Annotated in this window: 13 protein-coding genes; 7 read left to right on the plus strand and 6 right to left on the minus strand. The window is 70.4% G+C overall.

Going from position 1 to position 13517, the window contains the following annotated elements:
• Positions 1-519 carry a DUF367 family protein gene (locus tag P1Y20_RS13250; RefSeq protein ID WP_304449139.1) on the minus strand — a complete coding sequence of 173 codons (519 nt, stop codon included), beginning with the start codon at positions 517-519 and terminating at the stop codon, positions 1-3.
• Between the two features lie 101 nt (positions 520-620).
• Between P1Y20_RS13250 and P1Y20_RS13255 the strand changes: the two genes are divergently transcribed.
• Positions 621-953, plus strand: coding sequence for a nuclear transport factor 2 family protein (locus P1Y20_RS13255; protein ID WP_304449140.1), 333 nt, complete (start codon positions 621-623; stop codon positions 951-953).
• Between the two features lie 35 nt (positions 954-988).
• On the opposite strand, the gene P1Y20_RS13260 is transcribed toward P1Y20_RS13255, so the two are convergent.
• Together P1Y20_RS13260 and serS are read right to left on the minus strand one after the other, a co-directional pair.
• Positions 989-1744: a hypothetical protein gene (locus P1Y20_RS13260; protein ID WP_304449141.1), complete on the minus strand. Its 756-nt coding sequence runs from the start codon at positions 1742-1744 to the stop codon at positions 989-991.
• Positions 1745-1788: 44 nt separating this feature from the next.
• Positions 1789-3150: a serine--tRNA ligase gene (serS, locus tag P1Y20_RS13265; RefSeq protein ID WP_304449142.1), complete on the minus strand. Its 1362-nt coding sequence runs from the start codon at positions 3148-3150 to the stop codon at positions 1789-1791.
• Between the two features lie 127 nt (positions 3151-3277).
• Between serS and P1Y20_RS13270 the strand changes: the two genes are divergently transcribed.
• The 4 genes from P1Y20_RS13270 (at position 3278) to P1Y20_RS13285 (ending at position 7459) form a co-directional block, all read left to right on the plus strand.
• Positions 3278-4066, plus strand: coding sequence for an SDR family NAD(P)-dependent oxidoreductase (locus P1Y20_RS13270; protein ID WP_304449143.1), 789 nt, complete (start codon positions 3278-3280; stop codon positions 4064-4066).
• 41 nt (positions 4067-4107) lie between these two features.
• Entirely contained in the window at positions 4108-5019 is a 912-nt protein-coding gene (locus P1Y20_RS13275) for an MBL fold metallo-hydrolase (RefSeq protein ID WP_304449144.1), read from the plus strand.
• A gap of 64 nt (positions 5020-5083) precedes the next feature.
• Entirely contained in the window at positions 5084-6937 is a 1854-nt protein-coding gene (locus tag P1Y20_RS13280) for a cation:proton antiporter domain-containing protein (protein WP_304449145.1), read from the plus strand.
• A 66-nt stretch (positions 6938-7003) separates the two neighbouring features.
• Positions 7004-7459 carry a PaaI family thioesterase gene (locus P1Y20_RS13285; protein ID WP_304449146.1) on the plus strand — a complete coding sequence of 152 codons (456 nt, stop codon included), beginning with the start codon at positions 7004-7006 and terminating at the stop codon, positions 7457-7459.
• Here the strand turns inward: P1Y20_RS13285 and P1Y20_RS13290 are convergent.
• The gene (locus tag P1Y20_RS13290; RefSeq protein ID WP_304449147.1) at positions 7445-8452 is read right to left on the minus strand and encodes a BtrH N-terminal domain-containing protein; all 1008 of its coding nucleotides are present in this window, start codon (positions 8450-8452) and stop codon (positions 7445-7447) included. The genes P1Y20_RS13285 and P1Y20_RS13290 overlap by 15 nt on opposite strands.
• Positions 8453-8715: 263 nt before the next feature.
• Complete coding sequence (locus P1Y20_RS13295; RefSeq protein WP_304449148.1) at positions 8716-9852, minus strand: thiolase family protein; 1137 nt, start codon at positions 9850-9852, stop codon at positions 8716-8718.
• Positions 9853-9987: 135 nt separating this feature from the next.
• Here P1Y20_RS13295 and P1Y20_RS13300 point away from each other — a divergent pair, with 135 nt between their 5' ends.
• Positions 9988-11403 carry an ATP-binding protein gene (locus P1Y20_RS13300; RefSeq protein ID WP_304449149.1) on the plus strand — a complete coding sequence of 472 codons (1416 nt, stop codon included), beginning with the start codon at positions 9988-9990 and terminating at the stop codon, positions 11401-11403.
• A 3-nt stretch (positions 11404-11406) separates the two neighbouring features.
• Positions 11407-12231: an MBL fold metallo-hydrolase gene (locus P1Y20_RS13305; RefSeq protein WP_304449150.1), complete on the plus strand. Its 825-nt coding sequence runs from the start codon at positions 11407-11409 to the stop codon at positions 12229-12231.
• Here P1Y20_RS13305 and P1Y20_RS13310 read toward each other — a convergent pair.
• Complete coding sequence (locus tag P1Y20_RS13310) at positions 12226-13191, minus strand: DUF5787 family protein (RefSeq protein ID WP_304449151.1); 966 nt, start codon at positions 13189-13191, stop codon at positions 12226-12228. The two genes, P1Y20_RS13305 and P1Y20_RS13310, sit on opposite strands and share 6 nt — an antisense overlap.
• Positions 13192-13517 lie beyond the last annotated feature (326 nt).

Genomic DNA, 13517 nt, shown 5'->3' on the forward strand with positions numbered 1-13517 from the left:
TCAGTCCCCCGTCTCGTCCGCTCCGCCCGCGTCGAGGTACTCCCCCTGGACGGCGACGACCTCCTCCGAGTCCGCGCAGGCAGCGTACCGTTCGAGCGGTTCGGCGTTGAGTTCGAGGAACGTGTGACCCCACCGGAACTTCGAGAGGAGTCGCTCGGCGTGCGCTCGTTCGCCGAGGATACAGAGCGCGCCGGCGAACGCCTCGACGGTGTTCAACTGGAACGGCGTCCCGTAGTTGACGGGGTTGGCGGCGACGAGGAAGGGGAGCGCGCGGTGGTGGCCCCGGAGGTCGAACGCCTCGCGCTCGGCCGTCTCCCACGAGCAGTCGAGCGCGACGAGCGCGTCGAACCCCGCGCCGTCGAGCGGCGAGAGCGCCTGCTCGGCGAACGGGTTGAGGACGATGCCCGTCGGCGTCGCGCGCGCCGAGCGGTGCAACTCCGCGAGGTCGAAGCGCGCGAGCTTCCGGGCGCTGCACTTCGCCGGGTCGTCGTCGCCCTCGTAGCGCACGTGTAGGTCCACGTCGGGGGTAGCGCGCGACGGCGTAAAAACGCCGCTGAACCGCCTCGACCTCCCGAACGCCGGACACCGGGTTTCATTGCCCGACGGTCCCTGCGCCCGCCATGGACCCCGCCGACCTCGCCCGGGAGTACTACCGCGCCATCGACGAGGGCGACTACGACGCGCTCGCGGCGGTACTCGCCCCCGGGTTCGTCCACGACCGACCCGACAGAGTGCTGGACGGCCGGGCGGCGTTCGTCCGGTTCATGCGCGAGGAGCGCCCCGACCCGGACACGACCCACGACATCGACGCGCTCCTCGTGAGCGAGGACGGCGCGGGCGTCGTCTGCGAGGGGCGACTCCGCCGCGCCGACGGCGAGGTCTGGTTCCGCTTCGCGGACGTCTTCGCCGTCGAGGACGGCGCGCTCTCGCACCTGCGGACGTACACGCACTGAGCGGACTCTCCGGGGTCTGCGTCGCGCCCACCGGGTCACACGGCCCACGGGCAGGGCGCCACGTCCGCGACGCTCTGGAGCCAGTCGACCCCGTCGCCCGTGATGCGCACGTCCGGGTCGCCGTACCACGGTGCGACCCGCCACCGCTCGGTCGTCTCCTCACCGTCCACGACGACCGTGACGGTGTACCCTCCGAGTTCGGTCTCGTCGTGGCTCGCTTCGTCTCCGCCCTCGAGCGTCGTCTCGAACCGCGTCTCGCCGTCCTCGTCGGTCACTCGCACCGTCGCGGGGCTGCCGCGCTCGTTCACGAACCGGGCGGACTTCGCCTCCGGGAGCGTCGGGTTCGAGTCCGGTTCGACCTCCAGGACGGTCAGTTCTCTCTCGTTCACCTCGTGTGCGTAGTGTCGGTCCTGATAGACGACGTACGCCTCCTCGCGGAGGCCGTCGGCGAGGTGCGACCGTCCCTCCGTCTCGTACCGGCCGTCCTCGCGCGCCGCGTCGAACTCCGCGACCATCGGGTCGGGGAGCGACACGTAGTGGACGACGAGGTGGCCGCACTCCTCGTAACGCGCTCCGTCTCCCGCCGATTCGTTCCCCGCCCCGTCAGTTCCGTTCTCGGTACTGTCGCTCCCGTTTTCGGCACCGTCGGTCCCGTTCACCGTCCTGTCCGTTCCCCGGTTCGTGCGGTTCTCGTCCCCGTCGACGGCACCGCCGCCACCACGGCCCCGGTCGAGACAGCCGGGAGCGACGGCCGTCAGGCCGAGCGCCGAGAGGAGGACGCGTCGTCTCATCTGTGAGACACGACCGTGCTCGGATATGTGCTTTCGGTCGGTCGTCAGTCCTCCTCGCCGGCGCCGAGGGCGCTCTCGCCGACCGGGTCATGGCCCTCGATTCGCTCCTGGCCGCCGAGGTAGGGGCGCAGGGCCTCGGGGACGGTGACGGTGCCGTCGTCGTTCTGGTAGTACTCGAGGACGGCGACCATCACGCGCGGCAGGGCGAGGCCCGAGGCGTTGAGCGTGTGGAGGTACTCCGCCGACTCGTGGCGCTCGGGGCGGTAGCGCAGGCCGGCCCGGCGCGCCTGGTAGTCCTCGAAGTTCGACACCGACGAGACTTCGAGCCAGCGCCCGCCCTCCTCGGGGCCGTCGTCCATGTCGTCGGCGGGCGCCCACACCTCGAGGTCGGTCTGTTTCGACTGCTTGTCGCCGATGTCGCCCGCGCAGATGTCGAGCACGCGGTAGGGCAGGCCGAGTCGCCGGAGGGTCTCCTCCGCCTCGTCGAGCAGGGCGTCGAAGCGCTCGTAGCTCGTCTCCGGTTCGACGAAGTTGACGAGTTCGACCTTGTTGAACTGGTGGACGCGAACGATGCCGCGCGTCTCGGTGCCGTGCTCGCCGGCCTCCCGGCGGAAGTTCGGCGTGTACGCCTGGTGCTTCAGCGGGAGGTCGTCGGTGAGCAGTATCTCGTCGGCGTACATGTTCGTGACGGGCACCTCGGCGGTGGGACAGAGCCAGAGGTCCTCGCCCTCCAGTTTGTAGGCGTCCTCGGCGAACTTCGGCAACTGGCCGGTGCCGGTCATCGAGGCCGAGTTGATGGGGATGGGCGGGAAGACGTCGACGTAGCCCTGCTCGCGGTGGAGGTCGAGCATGAACTGGACGAGCGCGTGTTCGAGGCGCGCACCGTCGCCCTTCAGGAAGTAGAAGCCGCCGCCGGTGACCTTCGCGGCGCGCGCCTCGTCGATGAGCTGGAGACGTTCGCCGAGTTCGTAGTGCGGCACGACCGTCTCGGGGAGCGCACGCAGGTCCTCGAACCCCTCGCGACGGACCTGGACGTTGTCCTCCTCGCCCGCACCCGGCGGGACGCTGTCGTCGAGTATCTGGGGGAGTTCGAGCAGGCCGGCCTCCAGTTCCGCCTCGAGTTCGTCGGCGCGCGCCTCGACCGCATCGAGGTCCTCCTTCAGCGCCTGCGAGCGGTCGATGGCCTCCTGGGCGGCCTCCTCGTCGCCCTCGCGCTTGAGTTCGCCGATGCGCTGGCTCACCTCGTTGCGCTCGTGGCGCAGGTCGTCGCCGCGCGACTTCAGCGTCCGCCACTCCTCGTCGACCTCGAGGAGCGCGTCGAGGTCCACCTCCTCGTCCATCCCGCGCTTCTCCAGGGTCTCTCGGACGGCGTCCGGATGCTCCCGGACGAACTGTCGGCTCAACATGTCTCTGGCTTCCTCCGGCCGTGACTAAGGCGTGTCGCCTCCGTGAGTCGGGGTGTCGCACCCGCCGTCGGTCCGGGCCTCCTCCGGGCATCGATTTACGTCACTCCGGACACGACGTGGTACGACTATGACACGACCGCTCCCCGACCTGTTCGACCTCACCGACCGGACGGCGCTCGTCACCGGCGCCGGCAGCGGCATCGGCCGCGCGTACGCCGAGGGACTGGCCGAGGCGGGTGCCGCCGTCGCCTGTGTCGACGTCGACGGCCCGGCCGCCGAGGAGACGGCCGCCGACCTGCCGACCGACGCCGTCGCCATCCCCGCGGACGTCACCGCGGAGGCCGACATCGAGGCGGCCGTCGAACAGACCGTCGCCGACCTCGGCGGTCTCGACGCGGTGTTCCCGAACGCCGGCGTCGGCGGTGCCATCGTCCCGCTCGCGGACCACGACCTCGCGGACTGGGACCGCGTCGTCGACGTGAACCTGACGGGGGTGTTCCTCACCGCCCGCGCGGCCGCCCGCCACTTCGTCGAGAGCGGGACGGGCGGGAGCATCACGAGCACGGCGTCCATCTACGGGCTGACGGGGAGTTTCAACGGCGCGTCGCCGGCCTACACCGCGGCGAAGGGTGGCGTCGTCAACCTCACCCGGGACATGGCCGTCTCGCTCGCCCCCCACGGCGTCCGCGTCAACGCCGTCGCGCCGGGGTTCGTCGAGACGTCGCTGTTCGCCGACGTCGACGTCTCCGAGGAGGAGATGGAGCGCTTCGTCGAGGAGATAGAGCGCCGGACGCTGCTGGGGCGGCTGGCGGGCGCGGAGGAACTGCGGGGTATCGCCGTCTTCCTCGCGAGCGACGCGGCGAGTTACGTCACGGGACAGACGTACCCGGTCGACGGCGGCTGGCTCTCCGTGTGACGCTTCGAACCGCTTTTGCCCTCCCGTCGCGCGCTCCACGCATGGGCATCGGCGACCTGTACGAAGTGGAAGCGGCCGAGGACGTCTACTACGTCGACACCGGGATGTACGACACGGCGGGGTACGGCGTCGTCTACATCGTCGACGCCGAGCGACCCGCGCTCGTCGACACGGGCCTCGGGACGCGCTACGAGGACATCCTCGACGCGCTCTCGACGGTGGGCATCGCCCCCGAGGACTTGGCGGTCATCGCGCCGACGCACGTCCACCTCGACCACGCCGGCGGCGCGGGCTACCTGGCGCGCGAGTGCGAGAACGCCGACGTCTACATCCACGAGATCGGTGCCCCCCACCTCGCCGACCCCAGTCGGCTGGTGGAGGGGACGAAGCGCGCCGTCGGCGACCAGTGGGAGTTCTACGCCGACCCGCTCCCCGTCGACGAGGAGCGTCTCGTCGCGCTCACCGACGGCGACGTCGTCGACCTCGGCGACCGGGAACTGCGGACGCACCACACGCCGGGCCACGCCCCCCACCAGATGGTGTACGAACTCCCCGACGCCGACCTCGTGTTCACCGCCGACGCCGCCGGCATCTACGTCCCGCCGCTGTCGCAGGTCGAACCGACCAGTCCGCCGCCGAACTTCGACCTCGAACGGTGTCTCGACGACGTCGACGTGATTCGCGACCTCGACCCGGAGACGCTCTGTTACGCCCACTTCGGCCCGACCGCGACCGACGACCGCCTCGCGGAGTACGAGTCGGTCCTCTCCGAGTGGATAGCGAGCGTCGAGGCGGTCCGTGCCGACCTCGACGACGACGAGGCGGTCGCGGCACACTTCGCCGACGAGACTGCCGACCGCCTGGCGGACGTCTGGGGCGAGCGCAAGGCCCGCGAGGAGGGGAAGTTGAACGTCCGCGGTGCGCTCAGGTACCTCGACGTGCGCGAGGAGTGACCGGACCGCGGGAACCGGTGAGCTTTAACCGAGCGACGGTCACGTCGGTGGTAGTGAGGCTCCTGTGGCGGGCGAACTGATACTCGTCGTCGCGGTCATCGTCGCGGTCGGAGTGGTCGCCCAGATACTCGGCGACCGCTTTCGCATCCCGAGTATCATCTTCCTCATCGCCGCGGGCATCGTGCTCGGGCCGGAGGGACTCGGTTACGTCACCCGCGACACCTTCGGGGGGGCGCTCCCGTCCATCGTCGGCCTCTCGGTCGCCGTCATCGTCTTCGAGGGGGCGTTCCACCTCAGCGCCCAGAAGCTCCGGGAGGCGCCCCGCGAGACGATTCGGCTGGTCACCGTCGGCGCGGCCATCGCGCTCGTCGGCACGGCCGTCACGGTCCGGTACGCGCTCGACGCCCCCTGGGACATCTCGTTTCTCGTCGGCGCGCTGCTCGTCGCCACCGGCCCGACGGTGGTGACGCCCATCTTGGAGGTCGTCCCGACGCGCGACAGCGTCGAGGCCGCCCTGGAGACGGAGGGCATCGTCAACGACGTGACGGCCGCCATCCTCGCCATCGTCGTCTTCGAGGCAACCGTCCTCTCCCACGAGACGGGCGCCATCATCGTCGAGGAGTTCGTCGTCCGCCTCGGCGTGGGCGCCCTCGTCGGCGTCGCCGTCGCGGCCGCGCTGTGGGTCGGCGTCCGCTACGTCGACCTCTCGCCGGGGAGCGCCCCGCAGAACGCCCGCCTGCTCGTCCTCGCCGGCGCGCTCGTCGCCTACGGCGTCGCGGACGCGTTCCGCGGCGAGGCGGGCCTCGCCGCCGTCGCCGTCGCGGGCGTCCTCCTCGGCAACCTCGACCTCCCCTACGAGGAGGAGATATCGGCGTTCAAGGGCGACGTCACCCTGCTCGTGCTGTCGTTCGTGTTCATCGCGCTCACGGCGCTGTTGCGCTTCGAGGACGTCCTCTCGCTCGGCCTCGGCGGCCTGGTCGTCGTCGCGGCCGTCGTCCTCGTCATCCGCCCCGCGCTGGTCCTCCTCTCGACCGTGGGGGACCGCTTCACGCGCAACGAACGGCTGTTCATGAGCTTCGTCGGCCCGCGCGGCATCATCCCCGCGTCGGTCGCGACGCTGTTCGCCGTCCAGCTCCAGGAGAGCCAACCCGACGCCGCGGCGCTGCTGGTCGGGACCGTCTTCCTCGTCATCCTCTCGACGGTCGTCCTCGAGGGGGGCTTCGCCCGCTACCTCGCCGAATACCTCGACATCATCCCCATGCGTGTACTCATTATCGGAGGTGGGACGGTGGGCCGCGCGCTCGCCGACCGCCTCGAAGACCGCGGAGAGAACGTCGTCATCGTCGAGAACGACGACGACGCCGTCGAACGCGCTCGCAACGCCGGCCACACCGTCCACATCGGTGACGGCTCCGACGTGGACACGCTCCAGTCGGCCGGCGCCGACAACGCCAAGACGGTCGTCGCCGCCACCGGCGACGACGACGTGAACCTCCTCGTCGCACAGCTCGCGAACGCCCGCTTCGACATCGAGACCGTCATCGCCCGGACGAACAACCCCAACAACGTCGCCGCCTTCGAGGACCTCGGGGTGCAGACCATCTCCCCGACGATGGCGACGGCGCAGGCGCTCGACAACCTCATCGAGCGACCCGCGCTCGCCGACTGGATATCGGGGATGGGCGAGGACGGCGACGTCCAGGAGATAGCGGTGACCGCCGACGACCTCGCCGGTCGGCGCGTCGCCGATATCGCCCCGGACCTCCCCGGGGGCTGTCTCATCGCGCTGGTCAGCCGCGACGGCGACGCGCAGGTTCCCCACGGGGACTTCACGCTGGAGCGCGGCGACCGCATCACCCTCCTCGGGGGCCACGACGCCGTCCGCGAGGCGATGCGCGTCTGTCACCCCGACGGGTGACCACCCGCCGTCTGACCATCGACTCGACCCCGCAAACCAGTTATCCCGGCGGCGTGACTCCTATCCATGAGTCTCGTCGACGTCTTCTTCGGCTCCATCCCGTTCGCCGAGCACCTCGGTATCGAACTCGAGACGGTGGGCGAGGGGCGCGCCGTCGGTCGCGTCGAACTGCGCGAGCACCACTCCTCGAACCCCGAAGCGATGGTCGCCCACGGTGGGGTGGCCTACGCGCTCGCCGACACCATCGCGGGCGCCGCCGTCGTCGACCTCACGGGCGCCGTGACGCCGACCATCGACATGCGCATCGACTACCTCGCGCCCGCGACGGGCGAGTGCCTGCGCGCGGAGGCCGCCGTCGTCCGGACCGGTGGCAGCGTCGCCACCGTCGACGTGACCGTCACCGACGGGGCGGACACCCGCATCGCGGAGGCCCGCGGCGTCTACAAGACGGGCGACGTCACCGGTGAGACGCCGTGGACGGCGGGCGTCGAGGCGAGCGCGGACGACTCAAACGTCGAGTAGGCTCCGATACAGGGCCGCCTCGCGGTCGGCACACGCCTCGACGCTCGCGCTCGCCGCGCGGAGGCCGCGTTCGAGTCCCGCGTCGTCGGCCTCGCTCGCGTCCCGGAGGGTCGCGCCGACGGCCGTCCAGTCGTCGGCGATGGCGGCCATCTCCTCGGTGACCGCCTCCCCGTACGGATGGTCGACCGACCGGAAGAAGTCGCGCTGGAGGCCGCGGAACGCACCGCCGCCGGTGCCCCGTCGCTCGACGTTCTGGTAGGCGAAGCGCGTCGTCCAGCGCGGGTCCGGCAACTCGGTCCACGTCGGCAGGTCGGCGGCGAACGCCCGCACGCCCGTCAGGCCGTGGACGCCGAACCCGCCGGGGTCGTACGCGCCCGACTGCGGGTCGAGCATGTACCGGGCCGTCGACTCGGTGGCCGTCCGGACCGCCTCGCCGACCGGGACCCGGACCTCGGGGTCGGTGACCGCCAGGTACCGGTTCTCGGTCGGGTAGCTCTCCTCCGATGAGACGGACAGTGCACGGCGCAGCGAGTCGACGGGGACGCGCTGTTCCTCGGGGAACTCGCTGTCGGAGAGGTGGACGAACACGTCCTCGCTCGTCTCCTCGTAACCCACCGCGAGCAGGGCGTGCGGCGAGAAGTGGGTGTCCGTCCCGAAGTAGTCGAGGTGGTAGATGTCGGCGAAGACGAGGACGGGGCGGCCGGCGTCGAGGTGTGCCTTGATACCCGCCCACGCCGTCTCCCAGTCCTCGCCGGCACGGCGGTCGTAGCCGATGCCGAGCGTCTCGAGGAAGGCGCGTTCGAGGAACGGCGGTCGGCCGAAGAACGCGCGGTGGGGTGGGGTCGGGAGGTCGAAGTAGGTGAACCCGAGACCCGAGGCGAGGCCGAAACACGTCGGCTCGTCGAACCCCCAGCCGTGGAACCGCGAGAGGTTGCGCAGCGAGGTCGACCCGCAGTGGCGACCCGTTCCGTGCTCGTAGTCGGGAACGCGCATGGGGTGAGTGCTCCGGCGAGCGCGAAAAGCGGTTCGGGTGGGGCACTCGCATCCCCTCGCCGCTCTCGGCCCGCTCGCCTCCGGCTCGCGGTTCGCCTCGACCGGCTGAACTCGATGGCCGCACCCTGGCACGACGAGCTTTTGCCCTGCGCTCGCGTCGCTCGCTCGGCAAAAGCTCGACCAAAAGCACGTCGTCACCCGGTCGGGCGTTTCACGCCCTCACGGGTTCCTCGGCCCGCTCGCCTCCGGCTCGCGGTTCGCCTCTACCGGCTGAACTCGATAGCCGCGCCCTGGCCGAAGCCGACGCACTCGGTGGCGAGGCCTGTGCTCGCGTCGCGCTTCTGCATCTCGTGGAGGAGCGTGACGGGCAGGCGCGCGCCGCTCGCGCCCAGCGGGTGGCCGAGGGCGATGGCGCCGCCGTTGACGTTGTACTTCTCGTCGTCGATGCCGAGTTCGCGCTGGCAGTAGAGACACTGGCTGGCGAACGCCTCGTTCAGTTCGACGAGGTCGTAGTCCTCGACGCTTCCGCCGGTGCGGTCGAGCAGGCTCCGGACGGCCGGGACGGGGCCGATGCCCATGACGGTGGGGTCGACGCCGGCGACGCTGTTGTTGCCGATTTCGGCCATGACGTCGAGGCCGTGGTCCTCGGCGAAGGCCTTGCTCGTGACGAGCAGGCCGGCCGCGCCGTCGCTTATCTGGGAGGCGTTGCCGGGGGTGACCGTCCCGTCGGCCTTGAACACCGTCGGGAGGCCCTGGAGCGCCTCGATGGAGGTGTCGGCGCGGATGCCCTCGTCGCGGTCGACGGTCTCCTCGCCGTTGTCGATGGGGATTATCTCGTCGGAGAAACGCCCGGACTCGGTCGCCTCGGCGGCGCGCTGCTGGCTGCGCAGGGCGTACTCGTCCTGGGCCTCGCGGGTGACGTCGTACTCCTCCGCGACCTTCTCCGCGGTCATGCCCATCGAGAGTTCGGCGACGTTGTAGTACTCGTTCATGCGCGGGTGGACGTTGCCGGTGTTCTCGCCCATCTTCACGCGCGACATGTTCTCGACGCCGCCGGCGATGACGACGTCGCGCTGGCCGGCGCGGATGGCGTCGGAGGCGCTGATGAGCGCCTGCGCGGAGGAGGCACACCAGCGGTTGATGGTCGTCGCGGGGACGGACTCGCCGAGGTCCGAGAGCAGCGCGATGACCCGCGCGAGGTTGTTGCCCTGCTCGCCGCGCTGCTGGGCACAGCCCCACATCAGGTCGTCGACGTCCTCGCCGGAGAGACCCGTCTCGGCCAGCATCTCGTCGATGAGCGGTGCCGAGAGGTCCTCGCTTCTGACGTCGGCGAAGACGCCGCCTTCCTTCCCCTGTGCGGTTCGATACGCTCGGACGACGACGGGTGTCGAATCTGCCATACTCGACCAAGTGGCTTCACAGTGTTAAACCTCACCGAACGAACGTCTAACAACTGCTGTCCCGTGGCCGGGCGTTCTTTCGACGCACCGACCGTTCGACGGTCTTATAGCACGTCGAGCGCAAATACTCGGGAAATGACCGGCCCGGCGCTCGACATCGTCGAATTCATCCTCACCGCCCGCGTCTACTCCGAGGACCAGACGCTCGACCCCGGTGACCTCCCCCCGCCGTACCGACGGGCCTTCTGGAGTGCCGACGCGCCCCCCGACGAATCGACGGGGCGACCCGCACCCGGCGGCATCGAACGGCCCCTCTCGATCACCGCGACCACCATCTCCGAGGCGACCGGCTACGCCCACCCGTGGGACGCCATCTCCGCGCTGATGTTCACCAGCAAGGAGGACTTCTCCGGTACCATCGAGTTCACCGACCGCGGGATGGCCGAGAAGTGGTATCGCGAGCGAACCACCGCCGAGCGCCTGCTCGACAACCCGACGCTCGCGCGTCACTTCGAGGCGGACTTCGAGGGCGTGGACTACGAGACGGCGCGCGCGCGCAACCGCCCGCTGCACGCCGACCGCGTCTGGATAGACAGCCTCCTCGAACAGATGTTCGACGAGGACGACGAGGAGATGCTCGACCTCGTGGAGGTGCGCGCACCCGAGGAGGTCGAGATGACGCTCGACGACCTCGTGCTCACCGCCGACCAGGAGGCCGAGATACAGAAGATCGTCAAGGCCATCGAGCACCGCGACTACCTCGCCAGCATCGGCCTCCGCGAGATCGGGAAGCTCCTGTTCGTCGGTCCGCCGGGGACGGGCAAGACGACGAGCGCCCGCGCGCTCGCGCACGACCTCGACCTCCCGTTCGTCGAGGTGAAGCTCTCGATGATCACCAGCCAGTACCTCGGCGAGACGGCGAAGAACGTCGACAAGGCCTTCGAGGTGGCCAAACGGCTCGCACCGTGTATCTTCTTCATGGACGAGTTCGACTTCGTCGCGAAGACGCGTTCGTCCGACGAGCACGCGGCCATCAAGCGCGCCGTCAACACCCTCCTCAAGAGTATCGACGAGATATCGCTCATCCAGGACGAGGTGTTGCTCATCGGCGCGACGAACCACCCCGACCAGCTGGACGCGGCGGCCTGGCGGCGCTTCGACGAGATCGTCAACTTCCCCAAACCGGACCACGGCATGCGCGCCGACATCCTCCGGGTCATCACCCGCCGGATGGACATCGACGACTTCGACCCGTCGGCGCTCGCCGGCCTGACCCAGGGCCTCACCGGTAGCGACCTGCGCCTCGTCCTCCGAGAGGCGGTCCTCAACGCGCTCACCGAGGAGCGCACCACGCTCACCCAGGCCGACCTGGAGGCCGCCGTCACGGACTTCGAGGAGCGAGATAACCTGAAGAACATGGACATGATGAGCGACGACCCCGACTCGCTCATCGCGGGGAACGGGCACGACGCCCACGACCACTCGCACGACCACGACCACGCGGACCACGACAACGAGGGCGACCAGGCCCACCCCACCGACGGGGCCTGACGGATGCGCGTCACGCTCCTCGGGACGGGCGACACGACGGGCACGCCGACGGTCGGCTGTTCGTGTGACACCTGCGAGGCCGCCCGCGAGCGTGGCGTCGAGCGCTCCCGCTTCTCGGTCCACGTCGAGAACGAGCGCACCGGGGAGTCGTTGCTCGTCGACGCGAGTCCCGACTTCCGCGCGCAGTTCCTCACCCACGAGCCGCCCCTCCCCGACGAGGTAGTGGTCACGCACGTCCACTTCGACCACCTCGACGGCCTCGGCAACGCCTACCGCCTGCTCGGTGACCTGCCCGTCCACGCCGCCGACGAGGTTGACCCCGAGACGGGCGAGAGCGTCGCCGGCACGGTGCAGCGCAAGTTCGACTACCTCGACCAGCTCGCCGTCCGCCCGCGGTCGCCGTTCGAACCGTTCAGCGCCTGCGGACTGGAGCTGACGCTCGTCCCCGTCGACCACCCGCCGCTGGTCTGTTACGGGCTCGCAATCGAGGACCCGGAGACGGGCGCGAAGCTCTCGCTGTCGGGCGACACGAGCTACGGCATCCCCGAGGCGTCGCGCGCGGTGCTGGCCGACCCCGACCTCCTGCTCGCCGACGCCATCGTCCCCGCGCGCCTCTGCGAGTACCACCCCCTCGGCGGGAAACACGAGGACGACGAGGGCGTCCCCCGGACGTTCGGTACGAAACACATGACCACGGAGGGGGCGCTCGCGCTCGCCGACGACCTGCGCGCCGCCGCGGTCAGGCTGGTCCACGTCTCTCACTTCCCGACGCCCGAGGAGGCCTTCTGCGAGCACGCCGCGGTCGACGGCGACGTGTACGAACTATAAGAAGCGGTCCAGTCCGGCCTGTTCTCGGCGTGCGCCCGCCGGCTCGCGTACCCACGGCGAGTGCTCGTCGCGGCGGGCGTCGGTGTCGACGTCGACGGCGGGCACCTCGTCGTCACCCGTCTCCGCTCCTGCGCACGCGCAGGGGTCCGACGGGCCGACGATGCGCTCCTCGCGTGTACAGAACGGAATCCCGCCGACGCCCGCCACCGCGCGCTCCTCGACGTGCGGGCACGCGGGGAAGGGGACCCGCCAGCCCTTCCCGTAGGCGCGCTCGGCGATGCGTCGGCGGAGCCGTGCCTTCTCGCTCGCACCGACGACGCGGATGCGCGTCTCGGCGGTGCGTTCCTCGACCACCTCGACGCCCGCCCCGCGGACCGGGAGGGGCGTCGGCTCGCGCACCACCTCGTAGGCGCCCGTCGCGCCGTCGACCCGCCAGACGCCGACGGCCTCGGGGATGCGGTTGAGGTGCGCGCGGGTGACGTGCGACTCCGTGGCGAGGACGATCTCGTCGACGACGGCGAGGCTCACGTCCTTTCTGAGCTGGGTTTCGAGGTCCCCCGGTCGGCCGAGGTCCGGTTTGTTCTCGATGCCGACGAGACCGGCGAACCAGTCGGGATAGCGCACGGTCTGTCTGACGTAGGTGCGCCCCGAGCGACGTTCGCGCTCGAAGAAGCCGACCTCGCAGGCGCGCTCGACGACGCCCCGGGCGCGGTCGGGGTGTGCGTCGAAACAGTCCTTCCAGTAGCGCGCGCGGCCCGTCCCCACGTCGGCGTCGATGGCCGCGTCGGGGATGCGCTCCGGTGTGATGCGCGTGCGTGCGGCGAACTCCGGTCCCGGCCGCACGACGACGGTGTCGAGGACGCGCCGCCCGCGCGTCCCGGCACCGAGCTGTCGGCTCACGAGTCGTCCCTCTCCCTCCAGCCGGGCGCACAGCGTCATCTCGAAGGCGAACTCGCGCACGTGACGAGTTAGTCCGGCGGCGACAAAAGCGGCGCGCTCACCCGGCGGGAGCGTGTCCGTCCGCGTCAAATCCCGGACGTCGACGCGTCGCTCCGCCGGGGTCGCAGTGGTCCCGGGGTCGAACGCGCGCGGCGCGCCCCGTCACTCCTCGGTGACGGGAATCTCGTAGCCAGCGAGGGGTTCTCGCTCCTGATGGCGAGACGGGCCGGCGAGGTTCGCGGTGAGCAGCGTGCCGAGCTGTCGCAGTCCTGGCATGAGGAACACCTCTCGGAGAACTCCTAAAGCCGTTTCGCAGGTGTCTGACGGCCGTTCGACGCGCGTCTGCC

This window comes from Halomarina ordinaria (genome assembly GCF_030553305.1).
In the GTDB taxonomy this organism is placed as follows: Archaea; Halobacteriota; Halobacteria; order Halobacteriales; family Haloarculaceae; genus Halomarina; species Halomarina ordinaria.

Coding starts and splice junctions, on each gene's coding strand:
- P1Y20_RS13285 (WP_304449146.1), top strand. CDS start 7,004: ATGAGTCTCGTCGACGTCTTCTTCGGCTCCATCCCGTTCGCCGAGCAC.
- P1Y20_RS13290 (WP_304449147.1), bottom strand. CDS start 8,452: ATGCGCGTTCCCGACTACGAGCACGGAACGGGTCGCCACTGCGGGTCG.
- serS (WP_304449142.1), bottom strand. CDS start 3,150: ATGTTGAGCCGACAGTTCGTCCGGGAGCATCCGGACGCCGTCCGAGAG.
- P1Y20_RS13255 (WP_304449140.1), top strand. CDS start 621: ATGGACCCCGCCGACCTCGCCCGGGAGTACTACCGCGCCATCGACGAG.
- P1Y20_RS13270 (WP_304449143.1), top strand. CDS start 3,278: ATGACACGACCGCTCCCCGACCTGTTCGACCTCACCGACCGGACGGCG.
- P1Y20_RS13295 (WP_304449148.1), bottom strand. CDS start 9,852: ATGGCAGATTCGACACCCGTCGTCGTCCGAGCGTATCGAACCGCACAG.
- P1Y20_RS13275 (WP_304449144.1), top strand. CDS start 4,108: ATGGGCATCGGCGACCTGTACGAAGTGGAAGCGGCCGAGGACGTCTAC.
- P1Y20_RS13260 (WP_304449141.1), bottom strand. CDS start 1,744: ATGAGACGACGCGTCCTCCTCTCGGCGCTCGGCCTGACGGCCGTCGCT.
- P1Y20_RS13300 (WP_304449149.1), top strand. CDS start 9,988: ATGACCGGCCCGGCGCTCGACATCGTCGAATTCATCCTCACCGCCCGC.
- P1Y20_RS13305 (WP_304449150.1), top strand. CDS start 11,407: ATGCGCGTCACGCTCCTCGGGACGGGCGACACGACGGGCACGCCGACG.